At 54.4% G+C, this 17,323-nt stretch carries 15 protein-coding genes and 1 pseudogene; 8 read left to right on the forward strand and 8 right to left on the reverse strand.

Going from position 1 to position 17,323, the window contains the following annotated elements; all coding sequences use genetic code 11:
- Window positions 1-78: 78 nt before the first annotated feature.
- Complete coding sequence (locus ACSPHG_RS18800; protein WP_435954993.1) at window positions 79-1,497, reverse strand: MFS transporter; 1,419 nt, start codon at window positions 1,495-1,497, stop codon at window positions 79-81.
- A gap of 289 nt (window positions 1,498-1,786) precedes the next feature.
- Here ACSPHG_RS18800 and ACSPHG_RS18805 point away from each other — a divergent pair, with 289 nt between their 5' ends.
- Window positions 1,787-2,701, forward strand: a complete 915-nt coding sequence (locus ACSPHG_RS18805; protein WP_435954994.1) for a LysR family transcriptional regulator — start codon at window positions 1,787-1,789, stop codon at window positions 2,699-2,701.
- On the opposite strand, the gene ACSPHG_RS18810 is transcribed toward ACSPHG_RS18805, so the two are convergent.
- Window positions 2,685-3,278, reverse strand: a complete 594-nt coding sequence (locus tag ACSPHG_RS18810) for an L-threonylcarbamoyladenylate synthase (RefSeq protein ID WP_435954995.1) — start codon at window positions 3,276-3,278, stop codon at window positions 2,685-2,687. The genes ACSPHG_RS18805 and ACSPHG_RS18810 overlap by 17 nt on opposite strands.
- Window positions 3,279-3,314: 36 nt before the next feature.
- Window positions 3,315-4,094 carry an L-threonylcarbamoyladenylate synthase gene (locus ACSPHG_RS18815; RefSeq protein WP_435954996.1) on the reverse strand — a complete coding sequence of 260 codons (780 nt, stop codon included), beginning with the start codon at window positions 4,092-4,094 and terminating at the stop codon, window positions 3,315-3,317.
- 233 nt (window positions 4,095-4,327) lie between these two features.
- Here ACSPHG_RS18815 and ACSPHG_RS18820 point away from each other — a divergent pair, with 233 nt between their 5' ends.
- The 7 genes from ACSPHG_RS18820 to ACSPHG_RS18850 all read left to right on the forward strand — a co-directional run bounded on the left by ACSPHG_RS18820 (window position 4,328) and on the right by ACSPHG_RS18850 (window position 10,976).
- Window positions 4,328-4,810, forward strand: coding sequence for a YbhB/YbcL family Raf kinase inhibitor-like protein (locus tag ACSPHG_RS18820; protein WP_435954997.1), 483 nt, complete (start codon window positions 4,328-4,330; stop codon window positions 4,808-4,810).
- A 10-nt stretch (window positions 4,811-4,820) separates the two neighbouring features.
- Complete coding sequence (locus ACSPHG_RS18825) at window positions 4,821-6,050, forward strand: HlyD family secretion protein (protein ID WP_435954998.1); 1,230 nt, start codon at window positions 4,821-4,823, stop codon at window positions 6,048-6,050.
- A gap of 12 nt (window positions 6,051-6,062) precedes the next feature.
- Window positions 6,063-6,665, forward strand: coding sequence for an L-threonylcarbamoyladenylate synthase (locus ACSPHG_RS18830; RefSeq protein ID WP_435954999.1), 603 nt, complete (start codon window positions 6,063-6,065; stop codon window positions 6,663-6,665).
- Window positions 6,659-7,864: an MFS transporter gene (locus ACSPHG_RS18835; RefSeq protein WP_435955000.1), complete on the forward strand. Its 1,206-nt coding sequence runs from the start codon at window positions 6,659-6,661 to the stop codon at window positions 7,862-7,864. Before ACSPHG_RS18830 ends, ACSPHG_RS18835 begins: the two co-directional genes overlap by 7 nt.
- 128 nt (window positions 7,865-7,992) lie before the next feature.
- Window positions 7,993-9,345 (forward strand): 3-isopropylmalate dehydratase large subunit, encoded by a 1,353-nt coding sequence (locus tag ACSPHG_RS18840; RefSeq protein WP_435955001.1) that lies wholly within the window; start codon window positions 7,993-7,995, stop codon window positions 9,343-9,345.
- Entirely contained in the window at window positions 9,338-9,877 is a 540-nt protein-coding gene (locus ACSPHG_RS18845) for a LeuD/DmdB family oxidoreductase small subunit (protein ID WP_435955002.1), read from the forward strand. Before ACSPHG_RS18840 ends, ACSPHG_RS18845 begins: the two co-directional genes overlap by 8 nt.
- A gap of 88 nt (window positions 9,878-9,965) precedes the next feature.
- Window positions 9,966-10,976 (forward strand): taurine catabolism dioxygenase TauD, encoded by a 1,011-nt coding sequence (locus tag ACSPHG_RS18850; RefSeq protein ID WP_435955003.1) that lies wholly within the window; start codon window positions 9,966-9,968, stop codon window positions 10,974-10,976.
- A 104-nt stretch (window positions 10,977-11,080) separates the two neighbouring features.
- Here ACSPHG_RS18850 and ACSPHG_RS18855 read toward each other — a convergent pair.
- The 5 genes and pseudogenes from ACSPHG_RS18855 to ACSPHG_RS18875 all read right to left on the reverse strand — a co-directional run.
- Window positions 11,081-11,185, reverse strand: a pseudogene (locus tag ACSPHG_RS18855) (type VI secretion protein ImpA); the annotation flags it as partial.
- Window positions 11,186-11,195: 10 nt separating this feature from the next.
- Window positions 11,196-12,260: a type VI secretion protein ImpA gene (locus tag ACSPHG_RS18860; protein ID WP_435955004.1), complete on the reverse strand. Its 1,065-nt coding sequence runs from the start codon at window positions 12,258-12,260 to the stop codon at window positions 11,196-11,198.
- A 10-nt stretch (window positions 12,261-12,270) separates the two neighbouring features.
- Window positions 12,271-13,332 (reverse strand): type VI secretion protein ImpA, encoded by a 1,062-nt coding sequence (locus tag ACSPHG_RS18865; protein ID WP_435955005.1) that lies wholly within the window; start codon window positions 13,330-13,332, stop codon window positions 12,271-12,273.
- A complete protein-coding gene (locus ACSPHG_RS18870; RefSeq protein ID WP_435955006.1) occupies window positions 13,332-14,792 on the reverse strand; it encodes a hypothetical protein in 1,461 nt (486 codons plus the stop codon). Before ACSPHG_RS18870 ends, ACSPHG_RS18865 begins: the two co-directional genes overlap by 1 nt.
- Entirely contained in the window at window positions 14,793-17,288 is a 2,496-nt protein-coding gene (locus ACSPHG_RS18875) for a type VI secretion system Vgr family protein (RefSeq protein ID WP_435955007.1), read from the reverse strand. It abuts the gene before it with no gap.
- Window positions 17,289-17,323: the final 35 nt, after the last annotated feature.

Consider the following 17,323-nt stretch of genomic DNA (forward strand, 5'->3'; position numbering starts at 1 on the left):
CGACAAATAAGTTATACGTTATAACATAACAATAAACGATAAAAAAGAGAGGAAGCCGTACGGCTCCCCCACGGCAATCTAAATATCTTCCAGGTCGAGTCCCCTGGTTTTCGGCCCGAAAATGCCGATGGTCAACATGACGATCAGCATACTGACGACGATAAAAGCGATAACGCCGGTCGAGCCGCTGTATTGCAGGATCAGGCCAATAAGAAGGCTGCTAAAAACCGTGGACAGGCGGCTGAAGGAGTAACAAAAGCCGACGGCTCTGGCGCGGATCCGGGTGGGAAACACCTCCGACTGGTAGGAATGGTAGCTGTAGGTAAGCCAGGCGTTGGACCAGGTGATAAAGAAGCCGCAAAGAACCAGCCACACGGGGTTGTTTTGCATCGCAAACAGCGAACCAAACACCACGGTGGTCAGGCAGGAGAAGACGATCTGCCATTTATTCTCCATCCTGTCCGCATAGCGGCTACAGACAAGCGAGCCTAACGGATAGGCAAGCGTAATAAAGAAGGCGTAGAGCAGGCTGTGGGTGACGGATGCGCCCTGGCCTGACAGCAGCGCCGGGAGCCAGTTTCCGAAGCCAAAGAAGCCGATCGCCTGAAAGAAGTTCATCACCACCAGCATCACGGTGCGCCCCCGGTAGCGCGGTGACCAGATATCCCTGAACCGCCCTTTTTCAGGCGCCTGATGCGATGCTGCCTGCCGCCGAACGGGGAACGGGGCGGCGTCAGGCAGCCCGCAGCGCGCCTCCATCGCCCACATCACCTCCCGCGCCTCCTGATAGCGCTTCTGCTGAATCAGCCAGCGGGGCGACTCGGGCAGCCCTTTGCGCACCAGCCAGATAATCATCGAAGCCAGCGCCCCCGCGATAACCACATAGCGCCAGCCGCTCAGGCCCAGGATGGTCTGCGGCACCAGCCACCAGGACATCAGCGCCACGGCGGGCACCGAGAGAAACTGAATGAAAAACGCGAAGGCAAACGCCCGGGTTCGCAGATGCGCCGGGGCCCACTCGGTGAGATAGGTGTCGATGGTCACCAGCTCAATCCCAAGCCCTACGCCCACCAGAAAGCGAAAGAAGATGATCCACTCCGCCTGATGCTGGAAAGCCATCAGCAGGGAAAACAAGCCGTACCAGGCGAGGGCAAACATGAAGGTGGCCCGCCGTCCCAGGCGGTCTGCCCACGGGCTAAGCAGGCTGGCACCGATAAACAGGCCGAGGAACGTGGCGGAGGCAAACGCGGCCTGATCGGCTATACCAAACACGCCCCGGCTCCCCGCGTGAAAGATGCCGTCGGCCAGCAGCCCGCTGCTGATATAGCCGGTTTGAAAGAGATCGTAGAGTTCAAAAAAGCCGCCCAGCGACAGCAGCATAATAAACCGCCATAGCCCGGCGGACGCGGGTAAGGCGTCGATCCTTGCGGCTAAATCCTGCTCGTGCAGCGTTGACCGATCGCCGCCGCCCGTATCCGCAACCAAAACATCACTCATCGTTTACCTCTTGGTAACATTTAACCCTGCAGCTATGCTAGTGGCTGCGCCGTGGATTTAAATTTTTATTTCTTCAGCTATAAAAACAAAATAAGAATAAAAAACTACCGCTTCCCCTTTTGGGGGTGAGATTAAATCTCTTTATCTTTGCGTAAAACGCCAGAAGCTATTTCGCGTTTCTTTCTCAACAAAAAACAACGGCTTTATGAAAGAATATATCCTTGACCCGCCCGCGCAGTTTTGGCACTAATTATCAGGTCGCTTAACGGTTCCTGTGTGCAGGTGTGAAATGGAAAGGGTCGAGAACTTAATTCCTATGGTCGTTTTCGCCAGGGTGGTAGAAACGTTAAGCTTTACCGAGGCAGCGCTTTCTTTGGGGATGTCCAAATCCTCCGTCAGCCGCGATATTGCCGCGCTTGAGAAGCGTATTGGCGCGATGCTGTTAAAGCGCACCACGAGAAAAATAGAAATAACCGAGTTAGGGCTGAGCTATTACCAGCACTGCTTTCGTATATTAAATGAGCTAAGAGCATCCGAGCGCTTTATTAAAGAGTATTACGAAGAACCCACCGGCACGATTAAAATTCTGGCACCGGTTACCTTTGGTAAGCAATATATCGTCCCGGCGTTAAACTCTTATTTAGACCGCAACCTGATGGCCAACGTCGATTTGGATCTGTCTGACAAAGAGGTGGATATTAAAGACGGCGCTTACGACCTGGCGATTACCATTTCTCAGGATACGCCCACCCACGAACATACGAAGTTTTTGTGCTCAATACACTGGGGGCTATACGCCACCCCGCAGTGTATTGCGACCATGAAGCCGATCCTGACGCCCAAAGATCTGCCTTCGCATAATTACATTCTGTTCCGAGGCGTTGCCCGCACCGTGTCGCTGACCTTTCGCAAAGAAAAACAGAAGGTCAGCATCGACGTGCCGAGCCGCTTTCGCAGCAACAACAGCGTCGCGCTGGTAAATATGGCGCTGTCCGGCTTAGGGATCGCCTATCTGCCGAACTATATCGCCCGCGAGCACGTTGCCGCCGGTAATTTGTCGCGGATATTGCCCGGCTGGCAGATGGACGAATATAAAGTGTGGCTGCTGTCGAAATCGAAAAGCACCATCACCTCCGGAATCAAACGCTTTAGCGACGAGCTACAGCAGCGCATCAGCAGCACCGAATCTAAAGAAAATCGCTGATATCAAGCTCGCCCGGCCGAATCAGGGTGACGATATCGTTCAGCAGGGAGATGTGCGTCGTCGCCTGCCGACAGGTATTTTTGCTGTTGGAAGGCACGACCAGATCGACGATATCCCCCAGCCCCTCGCGGGCGAGCGTAAAGCTCACCAGCGGCCCTTTTTCCGCGAGGCTTGCCGCTGGAATAACCACCAGCGGATGGTCAAACGCCGCGATGATGCCCCTCAGCAGGGTGTTCTTCACGCAAACGACGGAAAGCTCGTCCCCCGCGGGCGAATAGGGCAGCACGCCCCTTTGCCTGCGCAAGGTCATTTTCAGCGCGCCGGGCCAGTACAGCTGGCTTAGCAACTCTATTTTCAGGCGCTGCCAGGGCGTGACCTCTATCCAGCGCCATATCCCGCTGACCTCGTTGAAGCAGTAGGTCATCTCATCCACCCGCAGCGTTTGCTGCAGCGCGGCGAGCTTTTCCATGGCGTGCTGGCAAAGCGGATTGGCCGCTAAAGCATAGTGGGTATCCGTAGGCACCAGGATCACCCCTTCGTTTCTCAGAACCGTAACCGCTTTTTCAATGAATGACATAACGATCCCGCAGACGCCAGCGCGCCACAAGGTGGATTAATAGTAGTCGCCGTGACGGTAATCCCAGCTGTTAAAGCGCGCGGACATGAGGTTAATAATTTTATTCACGTCCAGCCCTTTGCGAATTAATACCGGGCAAGGCTTAACCTTGCGCTCACCGGCCTGTTCCGGCACCAGCCTGCCTTCTTTATCGACCATCGACACCATGACGCCCTGCTCGTAGCGGCTGTCCTGGCTTTCTTCCGGCTGGATTGATTTCACGTAGTCGTTGGCGCAGACGATTAAATCAGCCCGCTCTTCGATGCGTTCGCCAATATATTCAACCATTCCGCGGTTCCCTTTGCCCGACGGGTTGGCGGAGCTGGCGAAGGTGAATTTTCCATGATCTTCCCACAGGGATTTAGCAATCATTTCGCCGGGTTTGCCAAACTTAATGACGAAGCAGCTGGTTTCACGGCCGTCCATCATTAATTCCCGCAGGCCGTCGTCCGGCAGATTATTAATCGCCTCTTTTTTCCACGGCAGGATGCAACCCAGCAGAATATCCGCGTCCCAATGGCTTTGATAAAAAGCTTCGATTTCAGGATTCAGCTCGGCCAGGGATTTCAGCTGCTCCATGCTGCCGCACAGCACCACGCCGGGCTTGTTGCGGTTGCGCTGCTTCGCTTCGAATTTACGCTCCAGCCCCTGTTTATCGGACGTCATAATGATGTAGCCCACCTTCGTCGGGCAGACGATCATCCCGCCCTCCGCGCGCAAAATGTCCATCGCTTCCGGCTGGATGCCGCCATTCCAGTTTACTTTTTTCGTCGCCATAGCTGTTCCTGTCTCGCTGGTATCGGGGAGTGAGAGGCAGCATGAATTTTTCAAAAGCCTGGCGCAATCGAAGCGCCCGTTTGCCCGGAATTGTTTCCGTGCTGGAACAGTAATGCGCTATTCCAGCCAAATAACGCCGCTTTCCTGATTCCATTACCGGGCGGGTAATCAATCAGTTACCAATATGTTCGTGCGCAGAATTTCGCATCTATAAACCCACTCAGGAGTTCATCATGCAATTAACGGTAACGGGCCTTGCCCCCTACGGCTTTCTTGGCAAAGAAAATGAATTTAACGCCTTCGGCGGTAACGGCGAGAATATTTCCCCGGCGTTAGACTGGGAAAACGTCCCGGAAAATACCAAAAGCTTCGCCATCACGGTTTACGATCCGGACGCCCCAACCGGCAGCGGCTTTTGGCACTGGGTGGCATACGATATTCCCCGCACCGCGCGCGGACTTGCCGCAGGCGCAGGCAGCCAGGTTGAGATTGCAGGCCAGGCGATTCGTCAGGCGAAATCCGACTTCGGCCAGCCTGGCTACGGCGGCTGTTGCCCGCCGGAGGGCGCGCAGGCGCACCGCTACATTTTCACCCTGCACGCCCTCGGATGTGAAAACCTGGGCATCGACGCGGAAATGCCGAACGCGGTTATCCGCTTCATGATCCAGATGAACAGCCTCCAAAGCGCAAGCGCTGTCACGCTCTACCAGCGTTAACGGACGACGTGTGGAAAATCGCATTAAGCAGACCCTTTCCGGGGTGCCGAAAAAGAAAGCCGTCGTGGCGGGCGGCGTGCTTGTCGCGCTGGTCGTCACCTTCTGTTACCTGGGCGGCGGCACCACCAGCAAAGAGGCTTTTATTAACGGACGCCTGCTGACGGTGCTTTCGCCGCTGCCGGGCGTGCTCAGCATGGCGAAGGCCATGGCCCCCGGCGACAGCGTGCGCGCGGGCCAGCGCCTCGGGGAAGTGGTGACCACGGAGGCGAACGATCAGATCCCCCAGCTTATGGCGCAGCGCAGCCTGCTGGATATTGAACTGGCCGGGCTTGATAAGCAGGTCGCGGGGCTGGATAGCCGCCTGTCCCGCTACCAGGGCCAGCTGGTTCAGTACCGGGCGGAAAGCCAGGTGCAGCATGACCTGGGCAAAAAGCAGAGCGCGGCGACCTTTCAGCAGCTGAAACAGGAGCTGAAGGCCATCCGCGCGCAGACGGCATTTTCAAGCCAGCAGCTAAAAAGCTACGAGGATCTCTATCAGCGCCATTTCATCAGCCGTATCGAGTTTGAACAGCGCAGGAGCGAGAATCTGGTTCTCAAGGCCAGCCAGCAGGCCAAGGCGGCCGAGCTTGAACAGCGCCTGCTGGATCAGGATGCCGCGCTCTCCGGGTTACAGCTCAGCGGCCCGCGCACGCTGGATGCTCCCCAGCAAAACCAGCGCGATTTAGCGCTGACCATCGAAAACATGACGCAGGAAAAGTTACGGCTGCTGGCGCAGCAGGCCGCCACGCGGGAGAACCTTCGGCAAATCGTGGCGCTGTTAGCCTCACGTCAGCAGGCGGCGCTGCAAAGCTCCGCAAGCGGCGTGGTCTGGAACGTGGTGGCGGAAAACGGCGCAAGCGTGCAGGCCGGAGGGCCGGTTATGCAGGTGCTGGACTGCCAGTCCCGCTGGGTCGAAGCCTTCTTTGACGAGGCGGACGCAGGGAAGCTCAGGCCGGGGCGGCAGGTGAAGGTCAAACTCACCGCATCCCCGGATTCGCAGTGGGCGGGCACCATCAGAACGGTTCGCGCAGGTTCGGGGCGGGTAGCGGTTGGCGAGCGGACGGCCCTGCCGCCGCCTGAAATCGCCCGCCGCCAGCTGCCGGTAAAAGTGGTCACCGCCCATATCGATATCGACTGGAAAACCGCGCCGGAACCGGCAACATTTTGCCTGACCGGCCGTAGCGTTACGGTCGCTCTTTAACTAAGGAAAACAATGAATCACGTTGAAAATACGGTTGCCGCCCTGCGGCGCGGGGACGTTGTGCTGGTGCCAACCGACACCAATTACGCGCTGGCCGCAGACCCCTGGAACGAGCAGGCCTGCAAAAAAATCTTCGATCTCAAAAAGCGCGATAGGAATAAGCCGCTGACGCTGTTCGTCGCCGAACCGGAGGACGTCTGGCGCTACACCGACCTCACGAAGCTCAGTCAGCGGATCCTGCTGGAAAAGCTGGTCGCCTCGATGCCGGGGGCAATCAATCTGGTGGTGCCGAAATCCGCTAACGCGCCGGCTCACCCTTTTATCAAGCCGGATTCTGTCTCCATCGTCTGCAATAAGCAGTCCGTGCTGCGCGAGGTTATCCGCCGGTTTGGCCGACCGCTGGGCATGAGCTCGGCCAATCTTTCCGGCATCGAAGCCACGACGCTGATTGATATTGAGCAGGCCCGCGAAACCTTCGGAGGGCGGGTCGGCTATATTCTTCCCGCTTCTGAAACGCCCACCGCTACGGTGTCGAGCACGATTGTTTCGCTGTTGGGAAGCGAGATCGAAACGATCCGCGCGGGCGATATTAACGTCATGGCCCTGCTGTGCTAGCGAGTGACGTCCTCCGTCGGGAAGAACGGAAAAATCAGCATCTATTCTTCGCCTACCGGGTGATTTCGCGCTGCTATTTTCATTTGCCGGTACTGCTGTTTTATTTCTGGAACATTGAGATCGGCATGTACCGCATCATCTTTCTGCTGGCTATTTATGGTCTGGCAAGCACCTTCAGCGCCGGGATCACCGCCGGGCTGCTTAAGGCGTTCTCCCCGCGACGCATCGTCGCGGCGGGCGAGCTGACAAAAGCGCTCGGGCTGCTGCTTTTGCTGTGGAGCACGCGGCAGAGCGAGGTGAATCTCCCTGCGCTCGCGCTTGCGCAAATTGTGGGCGGCGTTGGCTTTACCGTTGCCCTGACCACGGATGCCGGGCTGCTGCGGCAGGTGACCGGAGGGGATCAGGCGCGGTTTATGCAGATGCAAAGCGCCTCGCAAAGCTGGATGTTTATCGCCACGCTCGTCGCCGGATCGCTTGGCAGCGTGCTGTTTGACTACAACCCCCAGTGGCCGTTTCTCGCCGCTGTAGTGATGAGCCTGCTTGCCGCTGGCTGCATCCTGGCCATCGGCATTGAAGAGATCGCGCCCGGCCCGGCGACGACCGGCGTGCCACAAAAGCTGGCGGTGAGAAAAGATCAGCGCTTCTGGATGCTGTTCTACGCCATCTCACGGGCCTTTACCCTCGCGCCCTTCATCGGCTTTATTCCGTTCTATTTCATTATGGTCAACGTCGATCCGCTGCTGTTTGGCGCCGTGCTGAGCTGCTTCACCCTCTCGGCGTGGGCGGCTATCAAAGCGGGCCAACTCATTCTTTCCCGCTACGGCGTCACCGCCCTTCTGGCGCTCACCGCCCTGCTGATGATTGGCTCACTCTGGATGTTCGGCAGCAGCGAACGGCTGGCAGGCCTGGGCATCGACTATTTTCTTACCGGCCTGATAGCCCTGGCGCTGCTTGGCTTTGGCTCTGGCGCCATTCGCCCCGTGACCATGGCTAACCTTGATTTATCCGCCAATACGCCCGCTGAGCGAACGCAGATCTTCTCCCGCATGGAGCTGGACTTTGGCATCGCCAACGCGCTGCTGCTGGCGATCGGCGGCTGGCTGCTCGTCGAGCACGGCATTTTCCAGCTCATGCAGACGTTCGCCGGGCTTTATATTTTAACCGTCGGCCTGCTGGCCGCGATGAACGCCAAAAAATAATTCACCGTTCCAGTTAAGCAACAATTCATCCTCACAATGAAACTAACGATCGTTCTGAGGGAATAACGTTGAGTGCCCCTTTCTTTTCGGTTGTAATTTATTATGAAATACTTACAAAAGGGTACGCGATGAAATTTCATGATAAAAATAACGCCTGCACCGAAAAGCAGGAAACGGGCATGACGTTAACCGAAAAAATATTAGCCCGTGCGGCCGGTCGTGAAAAAGTTTCACCGGGTGAAGTGATATTTGTGAAGGTTGATGTGCTTATGTCACACGATCCCTGCACGCCCGGCGTCGCCAGCGTATTTAAAAAAGAATTTGGTGAGAATGCAAAAGTCTGGAACGCGGATCGTTTTATTATGATCCCTGACCATTTTACCTATTCCGCCGATCCGCAGGCGAATCAGAATATCCGCGTAATGCGTGAATTCGCCAAAGAGCAAAATATAAAATATTTTTACGATGTCGGCACCCCGGAATATAAAGGCGTTTGCCATATTGGCCTCGCGGAAGGCGGCCATACGCGCCCCGGCGAAGTGCTGCTGGGAACGGATTCCCACACCGTTACCGCAGGCGCGTTCGGCACCTTTGCCATTGGCGTCGGCATTACCGACGGTGCTTTTGCGCTGGGAAGCGGTGAAATCCCCTTAATGGTGCCGAAAACCCTGCGCGTAAATTACGTCGGCAAGAAAAAGCAAAGCGTGCAGGCTAAAGATTTAATTTTAGCCTTAATGAAAATACTCGGCGTGGCCGGGGCGACCTATAACGCCATCGAATTCGGCGGCAGCGTCATCGACGAGCTGTCGGTGGAAGAGCGCATGACCATTTGCAATATGGTCGTCGAATGCGGTGCCAAGAACGGCATTATGGTGCCCAACCAGGCGACCCTTGACTACTTAGCGCAGCGCACGCAGGAGCCGTGGTCTGTGGTTCGCCCGGACAACAACGCGGTTTATGAAAGGACCATCGAGATTGACGTTACGTTATTAACCAGCCAGATCGCCCGCCCCCATACGCCGGACAACGTTACGCCGGTGACCGAGCTGGAAAACGTTGCTATCTCGCAGGCCTATATCGGCTCCTGCACCGGCGGGAAAACCGAGGATTTCATCGCGGCGGCGAAAGTGCTGAACGGCAGGAAAGTCACTATCCCGACCTTTGCCGTTCCGGCGACAAAAGAGGTGTTCCATAACCTGATTACCACCCGCATTGGCGATCTCTCCGTCTATGAAATCCTGACGCGCGCGGGCGTAAAGCTTTCGTCGGAGCCGGGCTGTGCCGCCTGCTGCGGCGGGCCTGCGGACACGTTCGGGCGCGTCAACGATCCTATCAGCGTTATCTCGACCACCAATCGCAACTTTGTGGGCAGAATGGGGCATAAGGGCGCGATGGTTTATTTAGCCTCGCCCTATGCCGTCGCGGCGGCGGCCATCGGCGGCGCTATCACTAACCCGGAGCGGTACTTAAACAATGACTAATCAAACTGTTTTACGCGGCAAGGTTTACGTGCTGGGCGATAACATCGACACGGATCAGATTATCAGCGCGGAATACCTGAAGGTTAACCCGGCCTCCCCGGAGGGGCGCGTCCAGCTTGCCGCCCTCGCCATGTGCGGCCTGCCGGAAGGCTCGGCGCCGTTTATCGACCCGGCAACCGGCGTGTCCGCCTACGACATTATCGTCGCGGGGAAAAATTTTGGCTGCGGCTCGTCGCGCGAGCATGCGGTCGTAGCGCTCGGCGCGTCGGGTGTAAAAGCGGTGGTGGCGGAATCTTTTGCGCGGATATTTTTCAGAAACTGCGTGTCGACCGGCCAGCTGATGCCGGTATCGCTGGAGTCGGGCCAGCACGCTGACGGTTTGAAAACCGGCGATACCATTGAAATAGACTTAGAGGCTCATCGCATCAGCACCGCTGATGGGGCTCTTTTGACGGCTCCCGTAGGAGAATTAGCGAACATTGTCGCCGCCGGTGGCCTGTTCGCCTATGCAAGACAGGTTGGCAAGATGTAATCCCTCACTTCACAAAAAACTCAAAACAAGGCGCCTTACTTTCTCAGGGTGCAGCGCCTGTTTTGAGCGAACATAAGGCAATCATAATATGATCACCCAGCTAGAGTTTAACGATCTTCAAAAAGATGAGCTATCAAAACTTATCGGCAGCGTCACCGTGAGTCCTTATAAAGATTATAAAGCCTTTAAACAGGCAATTACCCACTTAATTACTAATGGATTAGTGCCGACTTTTTTTAGCGAAGCCTGCCTGCGCGTAAAACAGGAACGCGAGGAAAGCGGAATTAATGCCCATTTACTGAGGAATGTTCCTCTTGATGCCATTATTCCGGAATTCGATCAGGCCGATCCGGTCAATGATAAATACGCCAAGAAATTAACCTTTATTGGCGAAGGGCTGCTGGAAATGTTCGCCCAGTTGACCAACTCTCCGCTGCTGGCCTATCGCACGCGTAATAACGGCGATTTTTTCCATGACGTCTACGCCCATAAAAAATACAGCAATACCCAAACGCAAAAGACCGATGGAGAACTCTATTTTCATAATGACCGCACCGCGCATCCCGTCCGGGCGGATTTTCTGAGTCTGTTAGGCATGCGCTGCAGCGAGGCAAACCTGATTTTTACCGGCTATCTCGACGGTAAGGCCATTCTGGACCACCTGAAGCCCGAATCGCAGGCCTGGCTGAGAAAAGCCCTGTTCATGACGCCGTTTGATGAATATTCCCGCGATTCGAACACCACGCAGGTGGATTCGGATTTGCACCCGATACTGGAAAATATCCATACCTTCCGCTATTACGACACCAGAACCACCTACGCGCCGGATGCTCCGGCGGAAGCGGTCAAAGCGCTGGTCGACCTTAAGGTGGCGATCACCAAAGCGACCAAAGGCCGGGTGGCCATCAATAAAGGCGACCTGTTCTCGTTTGCCAATCAGGACTCGTTGCATAACCGGGAAATCATCCAGGTCAACGACCCCTATAGCGCGGAGAAGCGCTGGCTGCTGAAAACCTACAGCTTCCGCAACCCGGAGGTGATGCAGCGCTACAACGACTTTTTCGAAACGGATTTACCCGGCTTTGTCGTAGCCGAATAGGCCCACGTTGAAATCTGCTCCGTGCGGATAAAACGGCTTAGGGGGCAAACGCCCCCTGAAATTTAGGGGCAATCTGTGGGAGAGGTGCTCAATTCTGGACAGTTGTGAGCATCGATGTAGGCAATAATCGCATCGCGAGTTTCCGTGTAATGTTCAGCAGAGACAAATTTCTCCAGCAAATAACATTCCTGGGGATGTAAAACGGCCATATCATCACCCTCAATTATTGTTCTCTGGCGGAACAAACACGCTGCCTTTGTCATCACGCTTCAGCAGCTTCCAGCAGGCACGATGCTGCTTGCCGTATTTATCCACAAAGGTCGGCATTTTCTGCCCTTCGCGCGTCTGGATATACTCGGTGGTGCCGTTAACAATCGTTGCCCACTGTCCGGCGTGGGGCGCTATTTCGTCGGTCCAGCGGGTGATGCGTACCATTTTTTCCTGCTGACGATCCTGCTCACGCTGCGGCCAGCTATAGAGCTCTTCTGGCTTTCCTGCCGGGAAAAAACCTTCCCGGGGGACGTCGATAAATTCGCCTTCGACACGGCGAATCAGCGTCCAGCCGGTTTTGGCCCATTCGGATTCTTTCCAGCTAAAATTACGTTTTCCCTCCTTACTGACATAATCACTGCGCTTGACTCCAAGCCAAGTTTCTGGAGGCTCTCCAAAATCTGCTGGAATAAAGCGAGCTGGAGCAAAATAAATATCTGGAAGGTAAAATCCTGTTTGTACTGGATTGTCACCGTTCTCAATGCGAATAGATGGATCTAGTACATAACGAGGTATTTGTGAGGGAATATCTTCAAGGGTATAGATACCGGGGACACCACAATAAGTTAGCTCCCCTTCATTCCACGTTGCATCCAATGTAGTGGATAAACGCATATCCAGTTCGGAAGCAGCACTTTCAAGTGCAGATATTTTCTCTATTTCCTCGTCGGTCATCCAGCCGTTCCAAAACTCCACAATACCTTTGCGAATATTGCTCATGGCATGACCGATATTAAACGCCTTAATATCTTCATGCGTTCGCAGAATATAGGCCTGCATATAACGATCTTTCATCGGTCGGAGGTTAGGCATGACCCGATTTTCCCACACGATATCCGCCTGTTGCGGGAGTGGACGACTGCGGATATTGAGCGGCATGTCCTTTTTAAAGCGTGCCAGTGCCGCTTCATGGGCATCGATGTAGGCAATAATCGCATCGCGAGTTTCCGCGTAGTGTTCAGCAGAGATAAATTTCTCCAGCAAATAACATTCCTGAGGGTGTAAAACGGCCATATCATCACCCTCAATTATTGTTCTCTGGCAGAACATACACGCTGCCTTTGTCATCACGCTTCAGCAGCTTCCAGCAGGCACGATGCTGCTTGCCGTATTTATCCACAAAGGTCGGCATTTTCTGCCCTTCGCGCGTCTGGATATACTCGGTGGTGCCGTTAACAATCGTTGCCCACTGTCCGGCGTGGGGCGCTATTTCGTCGGTCCAGCGGGTGATGCGTACCATTTTTTCCTGCTGACTTTCCTGCTCACGCTGCGGCCAGCTATAGAGCTCTTCTGGCTTTCCTTCCGGGAAAAAACCTTCCCGGGGGACGTCGATAAATTCGCCTTCGACACGGCGAATCAGCGTCCAGCCGGTTTTGGCCCATTCGGATTCTTTCCAGCTATAGTCCTTTTTACCAGTTCTATTGACATAATCGCTACGCTTGATCCCCTGCCGAACTTCTTGAGGATGAACACGATCGGCGACGATAAAACATGCTGATGCAAAATTGATGTCAGGTAAATAAATACCTGTTTGCAAAGGTATTTCACCCTGTTCAATGCGCACAGAATGATCTAATTCATAGCAAGGTATTTGTGCTGGCAGGGGAAAATAAGAGAGGATGTCTTCTCCATCATAGGTCAAATCACCTTCTAACCAAGTCCCGCTCACAGTAATAGACAAACGCCGATCCAGTTGTGACGCGCTATATTCGAGATTGGCTATAAACAATCCTTCTTCTTCTGTCATCCAGCCATCCCAGAACTCCACAACACCTTTGCGTATATTGCTCATGGCGTGACCGATATTAAATGCCTTGATGTCATTATGTGTTCGCAGAATATAGGCCTGCATATAACGATCTTTCATCGGCCGGAGGTTAGGCATCACCCGATTTTCCCACACGATATCCGCCTGTTGCGGGAGTGGAAGACTGCGGATATTGAGCGGCATGTCCTTTTTAAAGCGTGCCAGCGCCGCTTCATGGGCATCGATGTAGGCAATAATCGCATCGCGAGTTTCCGCGTAGTGTTCAGCAGAGACAAATTTCTCCAGCAAATAACATTCCTGGGGGTGTAAAACGGCCATTATTTTTTATCCTTAGGTTCATACCAGCTATGGGTGGTTTCCAGTTGCGGCAGCCCCTGGTAAGGATATGCCGGGTCGCTCGCTGCATCGCCGTAGCCCCAGCCCGTCTTCTGACGTGGGCCGGTGTACTCTTTTTTCAACTGCGACGGGTCGAGCACTATCTGGTTCCAACCGCCTTCCAGCGAATACTCTTCCACATTGTTATTTATCTGAGTAGCGGCACGCCCCTCCCAGACCTTCAGCGGTTGACCGGGAGGAACGGTGTAGGTGACAAACTCACCATTTTCGTTCCAGCTTTTCCATACCGCAAAATGCCTGCGCCAGTCACTTTTACTGGTCAGCTTGTCGAACTCAGTCTTATGCATCCAACAAATACTGTTATCACCGGAGGAAGGGTCAACCACACGATAAATCACCGTTCCCGGAGGGATTTCAACTGCCCGCATAGAATCATCAAAGGTATCAAATTTACCGTTTAAGGGCGTTTTCCTTCCTGGCTCATCGGCTATATCCGGCCAGCCATCAGCAATTGCTTCTTTATCTTTGAATTTTTTTATGGCTGGAAATTTCTCCTTACTGGCCCCAACATCCACCCAGTCCGGTTTCTCACGTTTGAAGAATTCAAGCTCTTCACTGGCGCGAACACCTCCGTATAGGTGTGCGTTATCACCAACATGAGCACGAAAAGCACTGTCCCCCTCCACTCGCAGACGGTTCGCCAGGAGCTCCAGTAAATCAGTCAATGGCTTCAGGGCGCTGGCCAGCATACCGTTGGCTTTGCTGCGTACGGCCACCAGCACGCTCCATAACTCCGCTACCGGTCGTTTCAGAGAAGCGGGGCCCCAGTCGGCCACCGTATCGAGCAGCCTGCGCGTCACCTGCATCAGTTTATCCATCACCTCAAGCAGGGCGGCGGTACTCAGCAGATCTTTTAGCTCATCCAGCTTTCCGGCCAGATAATGATACGGGTTGTAGATTTTCAGTACCCGCAGCGTCTTACGGACAGACGGATTGTCCAGATAACGGTTTAGCTGCGTGATGGCCCCGTCCAGCAAGCGGCCGTAGTTTCCGGCTTTGCTCAGTTCATTAAAATGGGCTTTACGAAGTGAAAGGAACATCACCTTAGCGCAACCTTTGGTCAGGGAACCTAACACTGGGAAGCACCCCACCAGAGTCAGCCCCAGGCAAACCCACGCCCAGGTATTGCTGTCGTCTTCTTTGATTTTTCTCCCGTTGGCAATGAGATCGCGCACGTCGCAGAGTTGGTCAACCAAGGGGATCATCGAGATAATAGTCCCGGCGACAATCTGCCCGGTGGTCTGTTGCTCGTTAAAATCCCCCTGAATTGTCTCCCACAGCCATTCACCGGCTGCTGTAACCTTATCTGCCTGTTGCTGATACCAGCTTTTAGGCGGCGGCCGGTAAAAGGCCAGCGCGTGTTGTAGTTCTGCATCAATCATTTATTTTGCATCCCTGCTGTTACCGACTTTAGCGAGTAGCGCTTCCCATGTGTCCCATACTTTTTCCATATCGGGTGGAGGTAGCTGGTATTCCACCGTTGCAGACTCAAATGGCACGTTTTTGTGCAGGGCATATCCCTGTTCATTTAGGATGCCCGGCAGTTGACTACCTCCTTCGAAGTGAATGACATACGACGCTTTTGCAATGGGTGCCAGGCTATCGGCAAAGTTGAGTGCCAGATCATATTGACCCGTTCCCGGCAGGTAGGGCATTTTCATCGGCATACTCTGCGCCGCAGCAGCAAACATCGTCCTCTTCACCCGCCGCATATAAGTTGCCGTCGTGCCGTATTCGACTTTTCCCTGCTCAAGTTTCAGGTAGCTGCCGCCGCCAATCAGCGTGATGCGTTTTTTTCCAGTAAACGAGATGTCGGCTTCAGACGTCAGAGTGAGCTTTTGCTCGGCAAACAGACGCATATTGCCGTTCTGGGCCTGCACCTCAATCGGGCCTTCGCTGGCTTTCAGGCTCATCTGCCCGGTGCGGGCAAACATGCCAAGTTTGTCACCTGCCAGTGCGGTCATATTGCCCATCACGCCCACGCTGATATCACCGCCTGCGTTAATGGCGACATTCTTGCTGGCGGCAAGCTGCATATGCTCACCGCTGGTAAACGCCATACCTTCGGGGGCGGAAAAATGCAGTACTTCGTTGAGCGGTTTTAGCCTTTGTTCAAACATGCGTATCTGTGCGTCAACATCGGCTTTCAGGGCCTGCGCCTGTTCTGCTGCCATCTCCAGCTGTTGTATCTGTTGCAGGCAGATATCGATTTCTTTCAGCGCGGCGTCCATATCCAGCACCTCGCCCACGGCTTTGGGTTGCCCATCAGCGCTGATGAACAATCCTTTTGCTCCACGTATCACACCGCGTTCATCAGTGCGCAGCTCAAACCCCTTTCCGCGAGGTTTATCCTGCGTATCGACGATATGCCCTTGGCTGAGTTGAGTTTTTCCATATTCGGTTGAAAGGTGGATATGCTCTTCACCGCGCTTGTCTTCCAAGCGCAGTTCATTGTGGGCAGCGGTGCGCAGGATATTTTGGCTGCGGTTGTCGCGGTTCACAATATCGCCGTGTTCAGAATCGTGCATGGCATGTGAAATGTACGGCAGGTCGATATCACCGTTGCTGTAGGCAATCGCCACTTCCGTACCGTCAGTCAGCGGCGTATGCCAGCCGTACCGATCTCCGGTATACGGCTTTGCCATACGCAACCACAGATAACCGTAGCCCTGCTCGCGGTCGTTACGGTCGAAATTCAGCTTCACGCGGTAACGCCCGAATTCATCGAGGTGTGCATAAATGTCATGTTTTTCGCGGCTTTCAATATGGGCAGGCAACGTACCGTGAATTTCAGGGCGTTCAGGGCAGACAGGACGAAAGCAATAGCGTTCGGTATAGGGTTGCCCCCACACGGAGACATGCAAACGCGAATCGCGTGCGCCAATAAACGTCACCAGCGTCATAAGCACGCCTTCTTTCAATGCGCTGATGATATTGCCCTGCGGCTCCAGCACCTGGCCTGGCGTGAGATTTGATGCGTTGCTAAAAAGATGAAGTCGGGCGGATTTGTTCAACTCACGTTCATGATGCAGGCGCGCATAGAACGCCCCGCTTTCTGTCGCGGGCTCCGGGTCGGTATCGTCACCGTCTTCCCGAAACGGTTCGCCGTAGCGGTAATGCTCACCCGTTGTAACGGCATCATTGCGCACCGACACATGTGCATTTAGCGGGGTGGCGGCGGTTCGGTAGTGGTAAGTCTTCGCATGAACCTCACCAGGCACCACGGCGTTCCAGGTGCGCACACCCCAGACACATTCTTCTGCAGACAAACCTGATGGCTCACGGTAAGGCAGTTTCACATCAAATACGTACTGAAGCTGGGTATCACCAAAAATGACGATATCCAGTTCCGTGAAGGCATTCATTTCATAACGGAACCAGATCCCCACTTCCGCCAGAATACGTTGAATAAATTCAAGGTCGCTTTCACGCCACTGGGTGATAACCTCACGCACCGGATAGTCTCGCGACAGGCGGAATTCAAAATCCTGCCCTTCCAAACCGTGCGCCCATAAAATCTGTTCCACCACTTCCGGTACGGACTTGTCGAGAAAAACGGCACTGCGGTGGGTACGAGAAAAGAGTGCAAGGCGGGATTCAAGCGTAACCCTGTAATGAGACCGCTCGGCAGTGCTCGACAGCCAATCCATGCGGGTGACAATGCCGTGAACCACCTTGCCCCCCAACATTCTGAAACTGGCAAACTTCATCAATACCTGTTCAGGTCTGACACTGCCGGATGCCGAGGTGAACTCAATTTTCCATGAAAAGGGCTCGCTTAACGCTTCGCGCCCGCGAAAGCGCAGTACATCAGTGGAGAAGTCGGCATTCAGGATATCCAGCGAATAGCCTGACCGTGATTCAATGCGGGTAGACAATGTTCCTTCCTTGAGCCATCCGGCAAAAATTCATG

Origin of the sequence: Dryocola baronae (assembly GCF_051297175.1) — a bacterium.
Taxonomy (GTDB): domain Bacteria; phylum Pseudomonadota; class Gammaproteobacteria; order Enterobacterales; family Enterobacteriaceae; genus Dryocola.